Annotated in this window: 14 protein-coding genes; 9 read left to right on the top strand and 5 right to left on the bottom strand. The window is 73.2% G+C overall.

Going from position 1 to position 18,878, the window contains the following annotated elements; all coding sequences use genetic code 11:
- Nucleotides 1-9: 9 nt before the first annotated feature.
- On the bottom strand, nt 10-1,707 hold the full coding sequence (locus ACIQMV_RS17245; RefSeq protein ID WP_402593583.1) for a glycoside hydrolase family 13 protein: 1,698 nt from the start codon (nt 1,705-1,707) through the stop codon (nt 10-12).
- 321 nt (nt 1,708-2,028) lie between these two features.
- Here ACIQMV_RS17245 and ACIQMV_RS17250 point away from each other — a divergent pair, with 321 nt between their 5' ends.
- Complete coding sequence (locus ACIQMV_RS17250; RefSeq protein WP_402593585.1) at nt 2,029-2,985, top strand: LAETG motif-containing sortase-dependent surface protein; 957 nt, start codon at nt 2,029-2,031, stop codon at nt 2,983-2,985.
- Nucleotides 2,986-3,228: 243 nt separating this feature from the next.
- Here the strand turns inward: ACIQMV_RS17250 and ACIQMV_RS17255 are convergent, their stop codons facing one another.
- On the bottom strand, nt 3,229-4,200 hold the full coding sequence (locus ACIQMV_RS17255) for a nucleoside hydrolase (RefSeq protein WP_402593587.1): 972 nt from the start codon (nt 4,198-4,200) through the stop codon (nt 3,229-3,231).
- A 429-nt stretch (nt 4,201-4,629) separates the two neighbouring features.
- On the opposite strand from ACIQMV_RS17255, the gene ACIQMV_RS17260 reads away from it, so the two are divergent.
- Entirely contained in the window at nt 4,630-5,400 is a 771-nt protein-coding gene (locus ACIQMV_RS17260; RefSeq protein ID WP_402593588.1) for a hypothetical protein, read from the top strand.
- 334 nt (nt 5,401-5,734) lie between these two features.
- On the opposite strand, the gene ACIQMV_RS17265 is transcribed toward ACIQMV_RS17260, so the two are convergent.
- Complete coding sequence (locus ACIQMV_RS17265) at nt 5,735-7,078, bottom strand: tetratricopeptide repeat protein (protein WP_402593590.1); 1,344 nt, start codon at nt 7,076-7,078, stop codon at nt 5,735-5,737.
- Nucleotides 7,079-7,266: 188 nt separating this feature from the next.
- On the opposite strand from ACIQMV_RS17265, the gene ACIQMV_RS17270 reads away from it, so the two are divergent.
- Nucleotides 7,267-7,431, top strand: coding sequence for a hypothetical protein (locus tag ACIQMV_RS17270; protein ID WP_172632905.1), 165 nt, complete (start codon nt 7,267-7,269; stop codon nt 7,429-7,431).
- Nucleotides 7,432-7,463: 32 nt separating this feature from the next.
- Here ACIQMV_RS17270 and ACIQMV_RS17275 read toward each other — a convergent pair whose 3' ends face one another.
- Both ACIQMV_RS17275 and ACIQMV_RS17280 read right to left on the bottom strand, forming a co-directional pair.
- A complete protein-coding gene (locus ACIQMV_RS17275) occupies nt 7,464-7,841 on the bottom strand; it encodes a hypothetical protein (protein ID WP_402593592.1) in 378 nt (125 codons plus the stop codon).
- A gap of 142 nt (nt 7,842-7,983) precedes the next feature.
- A complete protein-coding gene (locus ACIQMV_RS17280; RefSeq protein WP_402593593.1) occupies nt 7,984-9,045 on the bottom strand; it encodes a hypothetical protein in 1,062 nt (353 codons plus the stop codon).
- Between the two features lie 125 nt (nt 9,046-9,170).
- On the opposite strand from ACIQMV_RS17280, the gene ACIQMV_RS17285 reads away from it, so the two are divergent.
- From ACIQMV_RS17285 to ACIQMV_RS17310, 6 genes are all read left to right on the top strand, one after another.
- Nucleotides 9,171-9,611: a hypothetical protein gene (locus ACIQMV_RS17285; protein WP_402593595.1), complete on the top strand. Its 441-nt coding sequence runs from the start codon at nt 9,171-9,173 to the stop codon at nt 9,609-9,611.
- A 150-nt stretch (nt 9,612-9,761) separates the two neighbouring features.
- Nucleotides 9,762-10,694 carry a hypothetical protein gene (locus ACIQMV_RS17290; protein ID WP_402593597.1) on the top strand — a complete coding sequence of 311 codons (933 nt, stop codon included), beginning with the start codon at nt 9,762-9,764 and terminating at the stop codon, nt 10,692-10,694.
- A 105-nt stretch (nt 10,695-10,799) separates the two neighbouring features.
- The gene (locus ACIQMV_RS17295) at nt 10,800-11,717 is read left to right on the top strand and encodes an endonuclease/exonuclease/phosphatase family protein (RefSeq protein ID WP_141366428.1); all 918 of its coding nucleotides are present in this window, start codon (nt 10,800-10,802) and stop codon (nt 11,715-11,717) included.
- A gap of 115 nt (nt 11,718-11,832) precedes the next feature.
- Nucleotides 11,833-13,509 carry a VWA domain-containing protein gene (locus ACIQMV_RS17300; RefSeq protein ID WP_402593598.1) on the top strand — a complete coding sequence of 559 codons (1,677 nt, stop codon included), beginning with the start codon at nt 11,833-11,835 and terminating at the stop codon, nt 13,507-13,509.
- Between the two features lie 167 nt (nt 13,510-13,676).
- A complete protein-coding gene (gene metG / locus ACIQMV_RS17305) occupies nt 13,677-15,392 on the top strand; it encodes a methionine--tRNA ligase (RefSeq protein WP_402593599.1) in 1,716 nt (571 codons plus the stop codon).
- Between the two features lie 325 nt (nt 15,393-15,717).
- Nucleotides 15,718-18,822: an FG-GAP repeat domain-containing protein gene (locus ACIQMV_RS17310; RefSeq protein WP_402593602.1), complete on the top strand. Its 3,105-nt coding sequence runs from the start codon at nt 15,718-15,720 to the stop codon at nt 18,820-18,822.
- The last annotated feature ends 56 nt before the right edge of the window (nt 18,823-18,878 follow it).

Below are 18,878 nucleotides of genomic sequence, written 5' to 3' on the forward strand. Positions count from 1 at the left end.
GCGCGGGGACTACGCGAGCCACACGGTGGTGTCGGGGTCCAGCCGGCGCCCCGTCAGGGGCGAACTGCTCAGCAGCACCTCCCCCGGCGGCAGCGGCACGGCCCGGCCCGACAGATTGGTGACGCACCGCCGGCCGCCGGAACGGGCGAACGCCAGCACCCCGGCCGGGCCGCCCTCCACCCAGGTCAGCAACTCGCCCTCCAGCAGCTTGCGGCGCAGCCGCAGCGCCGAGCGGTACAGCTCCAGGGTCGAGCCCTCCACTCCGTCCTGCGCCTCGACGGCGTACGCGGCGAAGCACGGCGGCTGCGGCAGCCAGGCGGCGCCCGGACCGAAGCCGTACGACGCCCCGGTGGTGGTCCACGGCAGTGGCACCCGGCAGCCGTCGCGCCCCTTGCGGGCACGGCCGGTCTGCTCCCACACCGGGTCCTGGAGGACCTCGGCGGGCAGGTCGGCCACCTCCGGCAGGCCCAGTTCCTCGCCCTGGTAGAGGTAGGCCGAGCCGGGCAGGGCCAGCATCAGCAGCGTCGCCGCGCGGGCGCGGCGCAGCCCCGCCGCCTCGTCGACGGCCGGGGCGCGGCCGCCGGACAGCAACCAGGCGTTCTCGTCGGTGCCGGGCGGGAGCGTCAGACGCGAGGCGTGCCGTACGACGTCGTGGTTGGACAGCACCCAGGTGGCCGACGCCCCCGCGGCCCGCGCGGTGGCCAGCGACTCGGTGATGACCTGCCGCAGTTGGCCGGCGTCCCATCCGGTCTGGAGGTACTCGAAGTTGAAGGCCTGGCCCAGTTCGTCGGGCCGGGCGTACAGCGCGCGCCGGTGACCCGGCACCCAGGCCTCGGCGACCGCCGTACGCGGCGGGGAGTAGGAGTCGAGGATCCGCCGCCAGTCGCGGTAGATCTCGTGCACCTCGTCCCGGTCGTAGTACGGATGGCTGCCGGGCGGCACGAGCGGCAGCGCGCCCTCGCCGGTGGCGCCGATGTCCCCGACGTCCCGCAGCGGCTCGTCGAGGTCCTTGGCCAGGGCGTGCGCCACGTCGACGCGGAAGCCGTCCACGCCGCGGTCGGCCCAGAACCGCAGCGTGGTCCGGAAGTCGGCGCGCACCTCCGCGCTGCCCCAGTTCAGGTCCGGCTGCTCGGGCGCGAACAGATGCAGGTACCACTGCCCGTCCGGCACCCGCCGCCAGGCGCTGCCGCCGAAGACCGACTGCCAGTCGGTGGGCGGGAGTTCGCCGTGCGACCCGCGGCCGGCGCGGAACACGTAGCGGTCGCGGGCGGGGGAGCCGGGGCCGGCCCGCAACGCCTCCTGGAACCAGGGGTGCCGGTGGGAGGTGTGGTTGGGGACGAGGTCCACGATCACCTTCAGGCCCAGGCGGTGCGCCTCGGCGGTCAGGGCGGCGAAGTCGTCCAGCGTGCCGAGGCGGGGGTCCACGTCGCGATGGTCGGCGACGTCGTAGCCGCCGTCGGCCAGTTCGGAGGGGTAGAAGGGGCTGAGCCACACGGCGTCCACACCGAGGGCGGCGAGGTGCGGCAGCCGCCCGGTGATGCCGCGGAGGTCGCCGAGTCCGTCGCCGTCGAAGTCGGCGAAGCTGCGGGGGTAGACCTGGTAGACGACGGCCAGCCGCCACCAGTCCGGGTTCCTGGACGACAGGTCGGGCGCGGTGTCCTGCGGGGAGTCCTGCGGGGAGTCGTGCGTGGGGGCGGTGTCGGTCACGCGGTCTCCTCTTCGGTGCGTACGGCGGACGTACGGATGACTACGGGCGACACGAGAACTCTGTCCACATCGCCCAAAAAGTGAACACCGCCCCCGTGACGGAGTGAGTCGCTCCCTATGTGGCACAAGTGTGCTGAAGGCGTGAAGTCCCTTTGTGTTCCGGCAGATTGACAGGCTCGGCCGCACACACGACCATGACCTCACACTGTGGCGCATGTGACCGATGGGCCCGTTGTTCCCTTCGGCCTTCCGTCGGCCCGTCCTGGTCCGTGCCGTTGCCCCGCGACCAGCCACCCCGCGCACAAGCAAGATGGGATCCGTATGTCCATAGCCAGTCGTGTCTCCGCCGCCCGCCTGCTGGGAACGGGCGCCGCGACGCTCGCCCTGTGTGCCGCCTCCGTCGCCGCCGCCTCCGGTGCCTGGGCCCATGGCGCGCCCGGCGGCGAGGGCTGGAAGGGCGGCGGCCGCTACCAGCCCGGTACGGGCGCCGGCACGGTCACCGAGAGCGACCGCTGCCAGTTCTCGCTCGACGGCAAGAACTTCTACGACGCCGTCAAGGTCGACGACCAGAACCTGCGGCCGACCGAGGACGGCAAGGTCCACATCACGGTCCGCACCGCCCGCGACGCCACGGCCTGCACCGCCTCCCTGGCCTCCTACCTCGCCCACGGCGCCACCTTCGCCACCTCCGGCGAGCAGGTGTTCGTCGACTTCGACACGGTGACGGTGAAGCGGGGCGAGACCGGCTCCCTCGACATCGCCGTCCCGGACGCGGGCTGCTTCGCCCAGATCGACCTGTACCGCGGCGCGGTCAAGTTCGACGGCAAGACGGACGCGAACGACGGCTTCGAGCATGGCGACCTGCCCAAGGGCCCGGACCGCCCGGTCATCAAGGACAAGCTGATCGCGGCCTGGAACGGCGGCACCAAGGACTGCACGGCCGCCGAGGAGCAGCCCCCGGCCACGACGCCGGCCCCGTCCGCCCCCGAGTCGTCGGCCCCGGCCGAGGAGCCGACGCTCCCGGCCACGAAGAGCCCCGCCGAGACGGAGAGCCCGTCGTCGGCCCCGGCGACGCCGCCGAGCGAGGCCCCGGCCCCGTCGGCCTCCGAGTCCACCACCGCACCGGCCCCTGCCCCGAACGGCGGCAGCGGCGACCTCGCCGAGACCGGCGGCGGCAGCGGCACCGGCCTCGTCGCCGGCGGCGCTGCGGTGCTGCTGGCGGGCGGCGCGGCGCTCGTCGTCACCACGCGTCGCCGGGCGGCGAAGCAGGCCTCCTGACCCCCGCGGATCGGCTCGCGGGGTGCCGGGGGTGCTGACCCGGGCGTTGACCTGGTGCTGTGGCCGGAAAGGTTTGCCGGGAAGCTCGCGGCGTCCGGTGCGGTGCCTCGTAAGGCGGAGCATTGCCCGCGTACGGGATGTACTCGGGTGATGCGACAACGCGGCGTGGGGGTACCCCCGGCCGAAGGCTGGGGGAGTGCCGTGCCGGGCGCCGCGAGCCGGTGAACCTTTCCGGTCACAGCACTAGGCACGGTCCCCGGTGTCCTCGACGGTGGTCAGGTACAGCCGGACGTACCGCTCGGCGTCGATGTCCAACGCCACGTCCACCAGGGCCTGTTCGCGGGCCTCTCCGTGCAGTTCCGCCTCGCCCGGACGCGGGCGGCGGTCGACGACCGTCTGCCCGCGGGCCGGGCCCGGCGCGAGGTTCACCTCCACCGGCAGCCGGTGGGTGGTCAACCCCTCCGGGTCGGCCACCGAGCACACCGTGCCCGCGTCGCCGAGGACGCCGTGCGGGGCGCCCTCGCCGGCGGCCGGGTCGGGGCGGGACAGCAGCAGTCCGGCCAGCCGGGCGCCGGGCTCGTCGCGCCCGCGCAGCCGCCGTACGTCCGCCTCCGGCACGAGCACCCGCTGGAACACGTCGAGCCCGTACATCGTGATCGGCACGCCCGCGGTGAGCAGGACGGCAGCGGCCTCCGGATCGTGCCAGACGTTGAACTCGGCGACGGGCGTGGCGTTTCCGGTGGCGACCGCACCGCCCATGAACACGATCCGCTCGATGTTGCGGGTGACCTCGGGGTGGGTGCGCAGCAGCAGGGCGATGTTCGTCAGCGGCGCGGTGGGGATCAGGGTGACCGGGCGGTCGCTGTCCAGGATCGCGTGGCGGAGCAGCGTCACCGCGTCCACGTCGGCGGGACGGCGGGCCGGCGCGGGCAGCCCGAGGTCGCCCATGCCGTCCCTGCCGTGCACATGAAGGGCGGTGCGCAGGGGTTCGAGCAGCGGCCGTTCGGCGCCCCGCGCGACCGGGACGGCGGGAGCGCGCGCCTGCTCCAGGACGGTCAGCGTGTTCCGTACCACCTGGTCCACGTCCGTGTTCCCGGCCACACAGGAGACCGCGCGCAGGTCGAGGGCCGGGTGGCGGACGGCGAACAGCAGGGCGAGCGCGTCGTCGACGCCGGTGTCGCAGTCGATGATCACAGGAGTGGGCCGCGAGGTCACAGGGCGCTCCTTCCGTCGTGCGGGGTCCGTCGTGGGGTCCCGCCGTACGAGTTCCGCCGTACGGGGTCCGTCGTGAGGTTCCGCCGTACGAGTTCCGCCGTACGGGGTCCGTCGTGAGGTTCCGCCCTACGAGTTCCGCCGTACGGGGTCCGTCGTGAGGTTCCGCCCTACGAGTTCCGCCGTACGGGGTCCGTCGTGAGGTTCCGCCGTACGGGTGCCACGTTCGGGTACCGCGTACGGGGCCATCACCATCGTCACTTGCCCCGCCCGGTGCCGCGCGCGCCCGCCCGCCGGCCTTCCCCCCTCCACTGCGCTCACCCGGACGGACCGGCGCGCTGGTGGGCGGGGCCGCCCGGTGGTGCCGTGGGAGGAGCGCCGCCGCCCGGACGCCAGGTCCGCGGCGCGCGTTCCGTCCGTCTGGAGGCATGCATGTCCCGTACCCCGGCCCGTGTCCTGGCCGCCTCCGCGCTCTGCGCGGCCGTCCTGCTGACCGGGGCCGCCTGCACCGCCGGGCAGTCCGGCCGGGCCGTCCACGCCTCCACGCCGGTGGCCACCCGCGGGCCCGGCCCCGCCGCCGCGCCGGCCGGCGCGCTCACGCCGGACCAGGCGCGGGCCGCGCTGCTGACCCAGGCCGACCTCGGATCGCTGTGGGCGCCGACCCAGGGCGCGGCGACCTGGCGGGACGGTGTGCTCAAGGCACAGGCCGACATCTCCGAGTGCGGGCGCCTCCTCGACGCCCTCTACACCGAGGAACCGTTCGGCACTCCCTCGGGCGCGCACGCGGTGGCCGCCTACGACGACGGCGACTACAGGGCCCAGTTGCGCCACCAGGTGCTCGCGCTGCGCGCCCCGGACGTGGACCGCACCCTCGCCTGGCTCAAGACCATGCCGCAGACCTGCGCGGACTTCACCGCCACGGCCACGAACTCCGACTTCCTGGACGTACGGGTCGCGGACCTCGCCCTGCCGGACGTCGGCGACGCCCGTCAGGGCCTGCGCCTCACCTTCACCACCGAGTCGTACGAGGACATCCTGACCACCCTCACCCTGGACCTCGCCACGGTTCGCGTCGGCGACGACGCGATCGTCCTCACCACCGGCGCCCCGGGCACCCTGCCGCGGGACGCCACCGCACAGGCGGTCCAGCACGCCGTGGACCGCCTGACGGCGGTGCACGGCAAGGCACGGACCTCGGCCTGATCCCGGTCGGCCGCCGTCGCCGGTCGCGTGTGAGCCGCGCCCGCAACCGCCGTGCGCACGCACGGATCTCGGCCACGGTGCACGGTCCGCGAGACCTCCAGTCACGGTCGAACCTCTTCCCTCGGCGCGGCCGTCGTCCCTGGCCCGCGCGCCCCGGGACCGGACGCACCCACACGCGCCGAACGGAGAACCGCACGAACGCGAGTCCCCGGCCCGGGGTGCGCGGCGGGTACCCCCCGCGCACCCCGGGAAACCGCCCCGCAAACCGTCCCCGGAAGCCACGGAATCCGCCCCCGGGGCCGCGCCCCGCCGCCGTCAGCGCGGCGGGCGGCCGTCACAGCGGAGGCTGCGCCGGGGCCGGGCCCAGGGTCGTGGTGCCGGGGGCGGTGCGGTGGCCGAGGCCGGTGCGGTAGGCGTCCAGGGCGGCCTCCACACGGCCGGTGCGGCGCAGCAGATCACCGAGGAGACGGCACAGGTCGGCCAGGTCGCCGGCCGCGCCCGCCCGCTCCAGCAGGCTCAGCGCACGTACGTAGTGCTCCTCGGCGGCCTCCGTGTCGCGGGCGTCCTCGGCGATGATGCCGAGCAGGCGGTGCGCGGCGGCGGCGTGCACGGCGCCCCGCTCGGGGGAGAGGTCGCCCAGGACGTTCCGCAGCAGGTCGGCTGCCTCCTCGGACTTGCCGCGCCGGTGCAGGACGTCGGCCAGCTCGACCGCGACCTGGCTGGTGTAGAGCGCGGCACGCTTGGCGGACAGCATGGCCTGGGCGGCCCGCAACTCCTCCTCGGCACGCTCCAGTTCGCCGTTCTGCGCGCACACATAGCCGCGCATCCAGTGGCAGTTGGCGAGTTCGGTGCGCAACTGGAGGGCGCGGTAGAGCTCGGCGGCCTTGGCGAGCGAGGCGTCGGCCTCGGCGATCCGGCCCTCGGCGAGCAGGGTGCGGGCCACCGACCGGTGCATCCGGGCCACCAGCGCGGGATCACCCGCCTGCGGGGCCAGCGCGAGCGCGAACTCGGCCGCCTGGGCCGCCCGGGCGTGCGCCCCCATGTCCATGTACGGCCCGATGACTCCGGCGTAGAGCAGCAGCAGCGCGTCCGGGTCGTGCAGCCCGCCCCGGTTGAGCTCGTCGAGGGTGGACTCCATCAGATAGACGGCGTACCGCAGCTCCCCCGCCAGGTAGTGGGAGACGGCGCGGCCGCGCAGCGCGGGGACCCGGGCGGGCAGCGGTGCGTCGGCGAGGGCCCGCTCGGACCGTTCGAAGAACTGCCGGCCGCTCTCCAGTTCGCCGGTCTCCAGGGCGCATTCACCGAGCCCCAGCAGCGCCTCGGCCTGGACGTCGACGAGTTCGTGCTCCTCGGCCTCCGCCAGCAGCCGGGTGTACTGCTCGGCCGCCTTCACCGACTCCCCGGTGGCGAGCGTGCGCCGGGCCTCGGTCAGTCTGAGGCGCAGGTCGGTGGCGAGATGGGCGGGGCGTCCGGTGGCGAGCTCGTCGAAGGCGACCCCGAGCCGCTCGGCGACGTGCTTGAGCGCCTCGTCGGAGGGCCGGACCCGTCCCGCCTCGAGCGTGGAGATGTACGCGGGGGTGTACGCCGGCTCCGCCAGCTGCCGCTGGGTCAGGCCCCGTTCACGCCGTAGCCGCTGAACCCTGCGCCCGATGGTCTCCGGGTCGTCCCGCTTCGCCATGCGGTTCATCATGCCAGTAAGCCGAGTTGCGGCGAGCCGTCTCCACTGACCGGAGGTCAGCACCGGACCTTATGCGCAGTGGACCCCAACTCGCCCTGGCGCCCTTTTCGTTCGGCCTCCTCACCCCCTACGTTGGAGAGTGCGTTAAACGCGCTTAATCCATCACTGTCGTTGCGAGGTCGGTTGCCGTGCTCGGACGCACTGTCGCGCGCCAAGGACACTTCTCCGCACGTTGCGTCAGAGGATTCGGCGCGGCCGTCATAGCCGTGGCCGCCCTGGTCGCGGCGGCCAACGCCGGACCGGTGCCCGCGGCCGACCCGGTACCCGCCCCGCAGGCGGTCCAGACCCGCTAGTGCTGTGACCGGAAAGGTTCACCGGGTCGTGCTCAGCCCGGCAGCGCTCGGCGCAGTGCCTCGTCCAGCCGGTCGGCCAGCACCGCGTCACTGGGCGGGTCGTCGGTGAACAGGGCACCCAGCTGAGCGGTGAAGGTCTGGGTGAACGCCCCGTAGAGCGGGGTCCGCGGTCGGGAGACCGCCCGCTGGAGGGCGGGCAGCAGGATGCCGCGGGCGTAACCGGGACGGCCGGCCGCGTCGCGGGGCATGCGGTCGGTGCTCTCCCCGGTGGGCGCCCGGCTCAGATAGTCGCGCCGGTAGTAGAGCAGACCGACGTCGCTGTTGAACGGCACCGCGTACACCTGGCCCTTCCAGCGGGCGGTGTCGGCCACGGACGCGATGACGTCGTCGTCGACGGCCTCGTCGGCCACACCGGACCCGTACGAACCTCGGGGAACCCGGGTCAAATCTGCACCAGACCCGCACCAGACCTGCGTCGGACCCGCCTCGGACCCGCGCCGGATCTGCGCCGGCCCCGCCTCGGACCCGCGCCAGATCTGCGCCGGCCCCGCCTCAGACCTGCGTCTGCAGCTGGCTCAGCTGGCGGCGCACATGGTCCAGCGCGCCCTCTCGCCGGCCCGGCACCCGGCCGCGCAACTCCGCGAGCACCGAGCCGAGTTCGCGGGCCCGTTCGGGATCGTGGATCAGCCCCCACTGGTGGTGGGCGCGGTCGACGGCGGCCTCGACGGCCACGGCGTCGGCGGCCTGGCCCATGGCCAGGCGGGTGCTGGCCACGGTCAGCCAGGCCCGGCAGCTGCGGGCGGCGTCGCCCGCGAACATCGCCAGGTCCGCGCGGACCTCGGCCCAGTGCAGCGCGTCCTCGGAGGCCGCTCCGTGGGCGAGGGCGGCGGCCCGCTCCCAGCGGGCGGCGAGCGCGTCGGCGTCGCCGTGCCGGCCCGCCTGCACACAGGCGGCGATGGCCGTGTGCGGGTCGGCCGGCCCCGGCCCGGGCGCGGTGAGCACGAGGCCGGGACCGCCGTACTCCTCGGTCAGCCGCGACAGCGCCTGCTCGTGCAGCTCCACCGGGGGCGGCCGGTGCCCGCTGCGCAGGATCGTCGCCACCGCCCTCATGTACGCCGGTGCCGCCACCGTGCGCCGGGCCGGCGGCGGCGCGATCCGGCCGTACAGGGCGATGTTGCGCCCACAGCCCAAGGGGCGCCCGCGCAGCAGTTCCCAGCTCTCCGCGTCCGCGTGCAGATCGGCCACGACCGTGGTGGTGCCGTCCGGTCGCAGCCGGAGTTCCTCGCGCAGCCAGTGCCAGGGCAGGGCCGTGTAGCGGACGGTCGCCGGGGTGGTGCGGGCGAGCGCCAGGTGGGGCAGGTGCTGGCGGCGGTCCAGCTGGAGCTGGCCGGTGAGGAACACGGTGAGCGGGCCGGGCGCCGCCGCGGCCGCGCGCAGCCGGGTGAGCACGGCCTGCGGCTCCAGCGGGTCGACGAGCTCCACCACGGTCGCGGTGTCCGTGCCGGACAGCACGGAGGGCGCCACGGCGGCCAGCACCGGCAGCACGGACGCGGCGTCCACCAGACGTCCCCTGCCCACGGGCGCGGCCGCGAGCAGCAGCACGGTTCCGGGCATCGTCCCCCCGTGTCGTGATCCGGTCGGTCGCGTACGTCAGCACGTTAACCGCTCCACCGACTTGCCAGGGCCCCTTCCCCGGTGTGCTCTGGTAGGCGGGGGCGAGGAGAGAGAGGAGCGCTCTCATGGCTCACGCGGCACCCGTGTCCGGTATCACCACCCGCACCACCCGCCCACCGAACCTGTTCAGCGCCCGGGCCCATGCCATCGGCCGGTGGGCGGGACCGCTCGCACTGGGGCTCGTCTACGGCTACTGGGCCGCGGCCGACCGGCGCGACGGCGGACCGATCACGGGCTGGAACGTGCTGTTCGGCTTCGTGACCACGATCGTGTTCACGCTGGTCCTGGCGGGCGTCCTCATGCTCGGCCCCCGGCTGCGGCGGGAGCGGCACGCGGCGCTGTGGTTCGCCTTCATCGGCGTGGCGTTCGGCTTCCTCTACAGCCAGAGCGGCCGTGCGCTCGTGTCGACGGTCGGCCTGTCGCTGGGCATCGCGATCGTCGCGGGCCTCTTCTGCTTCTACTGGTTCTACACGCACGAGGACGCGGCGGGCCATCGCGTGAGTTGACCCGCTGATCCGCTGACCCGCTGACCCGCGTCGGTCGCCCCGGACCGACCTGACCTACCTGACCGACCGGACCGACCGACCCGCTCTCCCGGTCACCCGAATGCCGCCCCTCCGCTCGCGGAGGGGCGGGTGACGGCCTTGGCTGAGAACGTGTCCCGACGTATGCGAAGCGGCCTGTCGGCCGTGCTCATCGCGCTCTCGTGCCTGATCGTGCCGTTCGGCGTGCTGTCGGCCTGGGCGGCGTACGGGCTCTCCGACACCGGTCGCTACGTCACCACGATGGCGCCGCTCGCCGACGACCCGGACGTCCGCGACGCGATCGCGGACACCGTCGGGGACGGGATCGTGCAGGAGATCGGCCACGGGCTGGACGCCCGCGTCCGCCCCGGCACCATCACCCCCTTCGTGCACGACGCCGTCCGCTCGTTCACCCGGACCGAGGCCTTCCGCACGGCGTGGAACGAGGGCAACCGGGCCGCCCACGACGCCGTGCTGCGGGCCCTGCGCGACGAACGCGCCCCCCTCGAACGCCCGGTCACCGTCGACCTCGCGCCCGTCACCGCCCAGGTCAAGGCCCAGCTCGCCCAGGACCACGTACCGCTCGCGAACCGCATTCCCGTCCAGCACACCGAGGTCGATCTGCTTCCGGCCCAGCAACTGGGCCGCCTGCGGAAGGGGTTCCACGTGCTCGAAGTCGCCGGTTTCTGGCTGCCGGTCGCGGCCGTCGCGTTCGCCGTCGCCGGGCTCGCCCTGGCCGCCCGCCGCCGCCGGGCGCTGACCGCCACCGCGCTCGGCACCGCCCTCGGCGGCGCGCTGCTCGCCCTCGCCGTCGCCATCGGCCGCAGCCTGACCCTCGCCGACCTCCCCGCCGAGGTCTCCCAGCCGGCCGTCGGCGCCGTCTACGACGCCCTCACGGCCACCCTGCGCACCGCCTCGTGGATCCTGGTCGCCCTCGGTCTGACGGTGGCCGCGCTGACCTGGCTCTCCCGTCGCCCACGCCGGCCCTTCCGCCGCCGCCGGGCGGCCGAGGCCCCCACCACCCGAACCCGCCCCGAGCAGCCGCCGCCGCGCGTGCGCGTCTGATCCCGCTGCTCCCGCGCGCAGGACGCCCGGAGTCCATGGCGACCCCGTAGGCTCGGCGTCGTGACCAAGCAGGGGGGACGGTTCGCGAGCTGGTGCGCCGGGCTGATGTTCGCGGGGGTGAGCGTCGTCGTCGGGTGCCGGCTGGCCGACAGCGACGGCATCACGCCCGTACCGCAGCTCCTCGCCTTCCTGCCGTGGCTGCTCGTGCCCACCGGACTGGGCCTGGCGTTCACGCTGCGCGGACGCTGGTGGGCGGGGGCGGTGTGGGGCGTGGCGCTGCTGGGGCTGCTGGCGTGGTTCATCGAGCCGTACGGCAGGGTCTCCGCGCCGGCCGGCCATGCCGTGGCCGAAGTGCGGGTGCTGACCTCGAACGTGCAGTTCGGGCGTGGCGCCCCGGCCCTCGTCCCGGCCATCCGCCGCGAGCGGCCCGACATCGTCTTCGTCGAGGAGTGCGAGTACACCTGCCAGGCGACGCTGGACCGGGAGGTCGGCGGCGACTACCCGTACCGGCGGGCGGTCCGGGCGGGAGGTTCGCAGGGGTCGCTGATCCTCAGCCGCTACGCCCTGCGCGGCACCGCCGGAGTCCGCGGCACGATGGGCATGCCGGGCGCGGTCGCCGACGTCCGCGGGCACGCGGTGCGCCTCCAGCTCGTGCACCCCATGCCACCGCTGCCCGGCCAGGTCGCGCTCTGGCACCGGGAACTCGCCCGGCTGCGCGCCTTCGCCGCGGCGGACCGTACGACCCCGACCGTGCTGGCCGGCGACTTCAACGCCTCCCAGGACCACGCGGCCTTCCGCCGCATCATCGACACCGGACTGCGCGACGCCGCCCGCCTGGCCGGCGCCGAGCGCGCTCCCAGCTGGCCGGCCCGCACCGCGCCCACCCTCGGCGCCCAGATCGACCACGTGCTCGTCTCACCGGACTTCTCCGCGACCGGCGCCCGCTTCCTCGCCCTGGCCGACACCGACCACCGCGCGCTGCTCGTCGACATCACGCTGCACGACGGCCGAGGATCACGTTGACACGGCCCGCCTGCCGGTACTCGCCCCTGCCCAAGATCACCACTCGGGGCCGCTAACCTTACGTGTCCGTCCTGGCCAGGGATTGACGGGCATCAACTCACGAAGGGTTGCGCACATGGGCATTCTCACTCTCCTGCGGAACGCGTTCGGCCGGTCACGCAAGGGGCGTACGGCCGAGGCAGAGGGTGCGGAGCAGACTCCAACCCAGGAGCCGACCCCCACCGCTGCCCAGCAGCCGGAGCCGAAGGTCCCCGCCCCGGCGGCCGAGTCCGCCCCGGAACCCCCCGCCACCGTCCACGTCCCGGACCCGCGGCCCTCCACCGGCGACGAGCACGATCTGGTCTCGGCCGCCTTCGACAACATCACCGTCCCCAAGCCGGCCACCCCCGTGGACCCGACCGGCTCGGCGACGGAGGAGCCCACCCCGAACCCCGAACCAACTGCTGCAGAACCTGAGTCGGAGCCCGGGGCAACCCCGGCCCCGGCAGCCGAGGAGCCGACCCCGGCCCCCGAACAGGCAGCCACGGAACCGGAGTCGGAGCCCGAGCCGACCCCCGAACCGGCAGCGGCGGAGCCGACCCCGGCAGCCACGGAGCCGGAACCGGCAGCCGAACCGGCGTCTGCGACCTCCGACCCGGTGGTTGAGGACCCGACCCCGGAACCCGCAGCCGAACCGGCAGCGGCGGAGCAGGAGTCGGAGCCCGAGCCCACCCCCGAACCGCAGGCCGAGTCCGAGGCAGCGACCGAGCCCGAGGCGGAGCCGGAGGCCGACACGCCGCAGGCCGCCGACGGCGAGGAAGCCCCACAAGGGCCACTCGCACCCGCCGACGACACCCGCACGGGTGATGCGGGTGGAAACGAACCGGCCGAAAACGAAGCCGAGTCCGAGCCCACCCCCGAACCCGCAGCCGAACAGCCGACCACGGAGCCGGAACCGGAGCCCACGGCTGAGCAGTCGCCCTCACAGGCCGAAAGCGAAACCAAGCCGGAGCCGGACGCCGAGTCCGATACTGAGCCGGCCGCCGAAACCGAGGCGGAGACGGCCGCCCAGTCCGAGCCGAAGCCGGCCGCCGAACCCAAGGCGGAGCCGCACGCCCAGTCCGAGGCGGAGAACACGGGCGCCGAGCCCGCCACCCCCCTCGCCCACATCCACTCGCACGCCCCCGCCCTCACCACCGCCTACCAGTCCGCCGCCTCCGCCCTCGCGAAGCACGACCTCACCGGCGCCCGCGCCAAGGTCTACCTCGTCCTCGACCGCTCCGCCTCCATGCGCCCGTACTACAAGGACGGCTCCGCCCAGGCCCTCGGCGAGCAGACCCTCGCCCTCGCGGCCCACCTCGACCCCGAGGCGACGGTCCAGGTCGTGTTCTTCTCCACGGAGGTGGACGGCACCGGCGAGCTGACCCTCGCCGCACACGAGAACCGGATCGACGACCTGCACGGCTCCCTCGGCCGCATGGGCCGCACCAGCTACCACGCCGCAGTCGACGCCGTACTGGCGCACCGCGCGGAGTCGGCCGACGACCCGGCGACCCCCGCCCTGGTGATCTTCCAGACGGACGGCGCGCCGGACACCAAGACCCCGGCCACCCAGTCCCTCACCGACGCGGCGCAGAAGCACCCCGCCGTCTTCTTCTCCTTCGTCGCCTTCGGCGAGCACGACAACAAGGCCTTCGACTACCTCCGCAAACTGAAGACCGACACCGCGTCCTTCTTCCACGCCGGCCCCACCCCCCGCGAGCTCACGGACCAGGAGCTCTACGAGGGCGTACTGGCGAACTGGCGCCCGTGACCCACCGGGCCACACGCCCGTAACCCACCGGCCCAGGGCCGCCCCTTCCCACACCTCAAAACGGGAAGCGGGCGGCCCACCCGTGTCGGCTACGATTTCAAGGTTCCGTAGACGACCCGCACCCGACGAGATCGTCACCCCACGTAGCGACTTGGGAGCAGCCCGCGATGGCTCGACACCTCATCACCAGCGCCCTTCCGTACATCAACGGGATCAAGCACCTGGGCAACATGGTGGGGTCCATGCTCCCGGCGGACGTGTACTCCCGCTATCTGCGCCAGCGCGGCCACGACGTCCTGTACATCTGCGCGACGGACGAGCACGGCACCCCGGCGGAGCTCGCGGCCAAGGAGCAGGGCCTCCCGGTCGACGAGTTCTGCGCGCAGGCGCACGACGCGCAGAAGGCGGTCTACGACGGCTTCGCGCTGGCCTTCGACTACTTCGGCCGCAGCTCGTCCCCGCAGAACCGGGAGATCACGCAGGAGATCGCCCGCGAGCTCAAGGCGAACGGGTTCATCGAGGAGCGGGCCATCCGCCAGGTGTACTCCACCGCCGACGGCCGCTTCCTGCCCGACCGGTACATCATCGGCACCTGCCCGCACTGCGGCTACGACAAGGCGCGCGGCGACCAGTGCGAGAACTGCACGCGGGTCCTGGACCCGACCGACCTGATCGAGCCGCGCTCCGCGATCAGCGGCAGCAGCGACCTGGAGGTCCGCGAGACCAAGCACCTCTTCCTCCTCCAGTCCGTGCTGGCCGGCGAGGTCGAGGCGTGGGTCGACGAGCGCGCCGACGACTGGCCGGTGCTGGCCTCCTCGATCGCCCGCAAGTGGCTCACCGAGGGCCTGCACGACCGTGCGATCACCCGCGACCTGGACTGGGGCGTCCCGGTCCCGGCCGACACCTGGCCGGACCTGGCCGCCGAGGGCAAGGTCTTCTACGTCTGGTTCGACGCCCCGATCGAGTACATCGGCGCCACGAAGGAGTGGGCGGACCAGGACCCGGAGAACCGGGACTGGCGTTCGTGGTGGTGGGAGTCGGACGCGGACGTCCACTACACGCAGTTCATGGGCAAGGACAACGTGCCCTTCCACAGCGTGATGTTCCCGGCGACCCTGCTGGGCACCCGCGCGCCGTGGAAGAAGGTCGACGTCATCAAGGCCTTCAACTGGCTCAACTACTACGGCGGCAAGTTCTCCACGTCGCAGCGGCGCGGTGTCTTCACGCACGACGCGCTGGAGATCCTCCCGGCCGACTACTGGCGCTACTTCATGATGGCGAACGCGCCGGAGTCCGACGACTCGTCCTTCACCTGGGAGCACTTCACGGCCACGGTGAACAAGGACCTGGCGGACACGCTGGGCAACTTCGTCAACCGGGTGCTGTCCTTCTCCCGCAAGCGCTTCGGCGACGCGGTCCCGGAGGGCGGCGAGCCGGGCGAGGCCGAGGCCAGGCTCGGGGAGGAGATCGTCCGTCTCCTCGCCGAGTACGAGGAGCACATGGAGGCCATCCAGTTCCGCAAGGCGGCGGCCTCCCTGCGCGCCCTGTGGTCGGCGGGCAACTCCTACCTGGAGGAGAAGTCCCCCTGGCTGGAGATCAAGACCGACAAGGACGGCGCGGCCCTCACCCTGCGCACCGCGATGAACCTGATCCACCTCTACGCGGTGGTCTCGGAGCCGTTCATCCCGACCTCGTCGGCGGCCATGCGCTCGGCGTTCTCCCTGGACGGCGACACGGCGACCTGGGTGACCCCCGCCGAGGCGGCCTCCCTGTCCACCGTCCCCGCAGGCACCCCGTTCACGGTGCCCCCGGTCCTCTTCGCCAAGCTCACGGACGACGACCTGGAGACGTACAAGGAGCGCTTCGGCGGCGAGCCCGCGTAGGAGCGGGAGAGCACCGAGCGCCACAGCGCCCCTGACCGGACGTCCGGTCGCGGGGAGTCACTCCCCCCGCGACCGGTGGTGTCCTCGGTACGCGTCGTCGTGTTCGTGGAGCAGGTGGGGGGCTCGCCGTCCGGCTCGCAGGTCCGCGCGTCGATCACCTTGAGCCTGAGAGTGCTCGCGGGAGAAAGTGCCGGGCGCCCCCACTCGTATCGCCTCCCTCCGCGGCTTCTTCACGTTCCGGCATCGCGAAAAGAGCTGGAAAACTCCTGGTAAAGTCCGCTCACTTGTGCGAGGGCAGGGGACCTTCGCCGGGAGGGATCCTCACGTGGGCAGACACGCCCTGAGGCGGGGTGGACTGGCCGCCACCGTCACCACACTCGCGGTCGCCGTCGCGGCCGCGTCCGTCACCGTCCTGACGGGAACCGGTGGCCCCGCTCGAGCCGCGGGTGCGCAGAGCGCGGCCGGGACCTCCGAGATCACGCTCACCGACCCGGCCTCGGCCCAGCCGCGCTTCGACCAGCCGTTCGCGGCCGGCCCCGGCGGCTTCCTGCACGGGCAGTCCGGGATTGCCGGACTGCTGTGGACGAGCCACGCCGACGGCACCACCGTCAGTGTGCGGACCCCGGACGGCCTCTTCACGCCGACGGGGCCGTGCAGTACCTTCGGCTCGACCTGCCAGCAGGCCTGGTACGGCTCGGACGGTGACCTCGTCGCCCTGCCGACGAGCACGTCCTCCACGACCGTCACCCTGTGGGATCCGGCCACGCGCAGGACGTCGACCGTGACGTCCGCGTACCCCTACCGGGCGCTGGCCGGGAACACCGTCCTCACCAGCCGTACCCTCATCGACACCGTGGACGGCGAGCGCCGTGAACGCCCCTTCAGCCCGGCCGAGGTGACCGTCAACAACGGTTACGTCATGGCCGCCGACGCGGCCGGGGTGCTGGTCAGGTGGGGCACCAGCCTGTACTACATCGACATCGAGTCGGCCGTCGTCACCAAGGCGTTCAGCAACGTCTCCGCCACCGTTCCCGTCGTCCTGAGCGAGGGCCGGATCGGCTATTACGGCGACGGCGGTCTGCACGTCAAGCCGCGCACCGACCCGGGCGGCGACGAGGAGTTCGTCGCGCTGCCCGGTCCCTACCAGTTCGCCAAGCCCGTCCTGACCGGCGACTGGCTGCTGCTGCCTCCGCAGACGGGCGCCGGCACCAGCACCGCCGGTCTGACGGCCCTCTCCCTCGTCGACGGCTCGTCCCGCACCCTGCTGGACAAGGCCGGCAAGTCCGCGGTCCACGGGCCCGGCGACACGGCTCTCGTCACCGGCGGCACGAGCGCCGCCGACTGGTGGGTGCAGCGCGTGAGCCTGGCAGCGGACGGCACGCCGAAGCTGACGAAGCTGTACCAGGTGCCCGCCCCGGAGAACGCCAAGACCGGCATCGCCCTCAGCCGCGGCAGCCTGCGGCTCGCCCAGGCCGACCCCGCCGACGCCAACGGCTTCGACACCACCTCCGTACGGACCCTGACAACAGACGGCGGTACGGTCCTCACCGCGTCCCCGGCCACCGGGAGAACGAAGATCCGCCCGAAGTGCCCCTACCCGGGCACCACGTGCTCGGCGCTGTGGGGCAACACGGTCACCTCGCCTCAGGACGTCTACCTGGAAGGGGCCTCCGACGTCTACGAGGACGGCCCCGTGCCGGGCTCGGACCGGCTGGTCCCGATCGGCTACCATTCCATGGGCTTCAACACCACGGGCGGCAGCATCGTCGACGTCTCCGACGACTACGCGGTCTACGACTCCGGCGGTTCCGCCCCGGCCCAGTACGTCGGCCGGTTCGGCCACGGCCAGTTGCTGAAGCGCTCGGTCCAGGCAGCCGCCCTCAACGGCCCCGTCCTGTGGAGCGCCGCCGGCGCCGGCCGGGTCACCTCCTACAGCCTGACGGAGAAGAAGACCCTCACCACGGTCACCGTCCCGGGCTTGGGCTGCGTCCCCGGTGAACTCCAGGCGGCGGGCCGCTGGCTGTACTGGTCCTGCGGCACTGCCTCGGCTGGCGTGTACGACACCAAGGCCGGCACCTCCCGAGCCGTCACCCCGGGTGACGTACTGCTCGGCGACGGCTTCACGGTCCGTCACGACCACGCGGCCGGCACCCTCGTCCTGACCGACGCGGCCACCGGCGCCACCCGCGTACTGGCTTCCGAGGTGCCGGACACCGGCCTGGCCGCCGACCGCCGCTACCGCTGGACCGTGGACGAGTACACGGGCCTGGTCGCCTGGTTCGACCTCCACGAGCGCACCCACGTCGCCACGACTGGCTTCGCCCCGTCGGCCCCGGCCGCGTTCCTGACGGACGCCGCCACTCAGGCGAACCTGAAGACCTCGACCCCCTGGACCGGCACCTGGCTGCTGTCCCGTCCCGTCACCTCGTGGTCGCTGACGTTCACGTCGGTGGAGAGCGGCGAGACCGGCAAGGCCACCCGCACCCTCACCGGCGGCGCGGCCACCGCGCGGGTGACGGCCCCTTGGGACGGCAGGACGGCGGGCGGTGTCCCCTTCCCCAACGGGCAGTTCAAGTGGAGCCTGAAGGCGACCGGCCTCGGCACCTCCACGGCCGTGGCCATCGGCGGCGGCAGCGGCACTCTGACCGCGGGCTCGCCCGTACGCCACGACTACGGCGGTCCCGACGGCATCGGCGACCTGCTCACCATGAACTCCACGGGCTCCCTGACCATCCACCTGGGCACGGCCAAGGGCACCCTCTCGACCAAGGTGACCGGTACCGGCTGGCCGAAGGGGACCACGGTCGTGCCCTTCGGCGACCTGAGCGGCGACCGCTGCAACGACGTCGTCGTACGGCCGGGCAACGGCTCGCTGCGGCTCTACAAGCCGAAGTGCGGCGCCGCGCTGAAGGCGTCGACGCCGTACACCACGCTCGGTACGAGCGGCTGGAATCAGTACGACGTCATGGTCTCGACCGGTGACATCACCGGGGACGGACGGCCGGACCTGGTCGTCCGCAAGGCGTCCACCGGGGACATGTACCTCTACAAGGGCACCGGCGCGGGCAAGCTCTCCGCCCGCGTCAAGATCGCGAGCAACTGGAAGACGTACAAGAGGATCGTCGCCGTCGGCGACATCACCGGTGACGGCATCGGCGACCTGATCGCCCAGGACAAGTCCAACAACCTCTACCGCTACAACGGCACACGCACCGGCGCCTTCAAGGCCCGCGTCAAGATCGCCACCAAGTGGGGAGCCTCGTACAACGCCTGCGTCGGCGTCGGCGACCTCAACCGCGACGGCATCGGCGACCTGATCTGCCGGGACACCTCCGGCAAGCTGTTCCGCCACTACGGCAGCGCAAAGGGCGGCTTCGGCGCACGGACGCAGATCGGCACCGGCTGGGGCGGGTACAAGGCCCTGTACTGACCTCGTCCGAACAACAAAAGCGGCTCGGAACCGGACACCGGTTCCGAGCCGCCTTC

Source organism: Streptomyces sp. NPDC091412 (genome assembly GCF_044756885.1).
GTDB lineage: Bacteria > Actinomycetota > Actinomycetes > Streptomycetales > Streptomycetaceae > Streptomyces.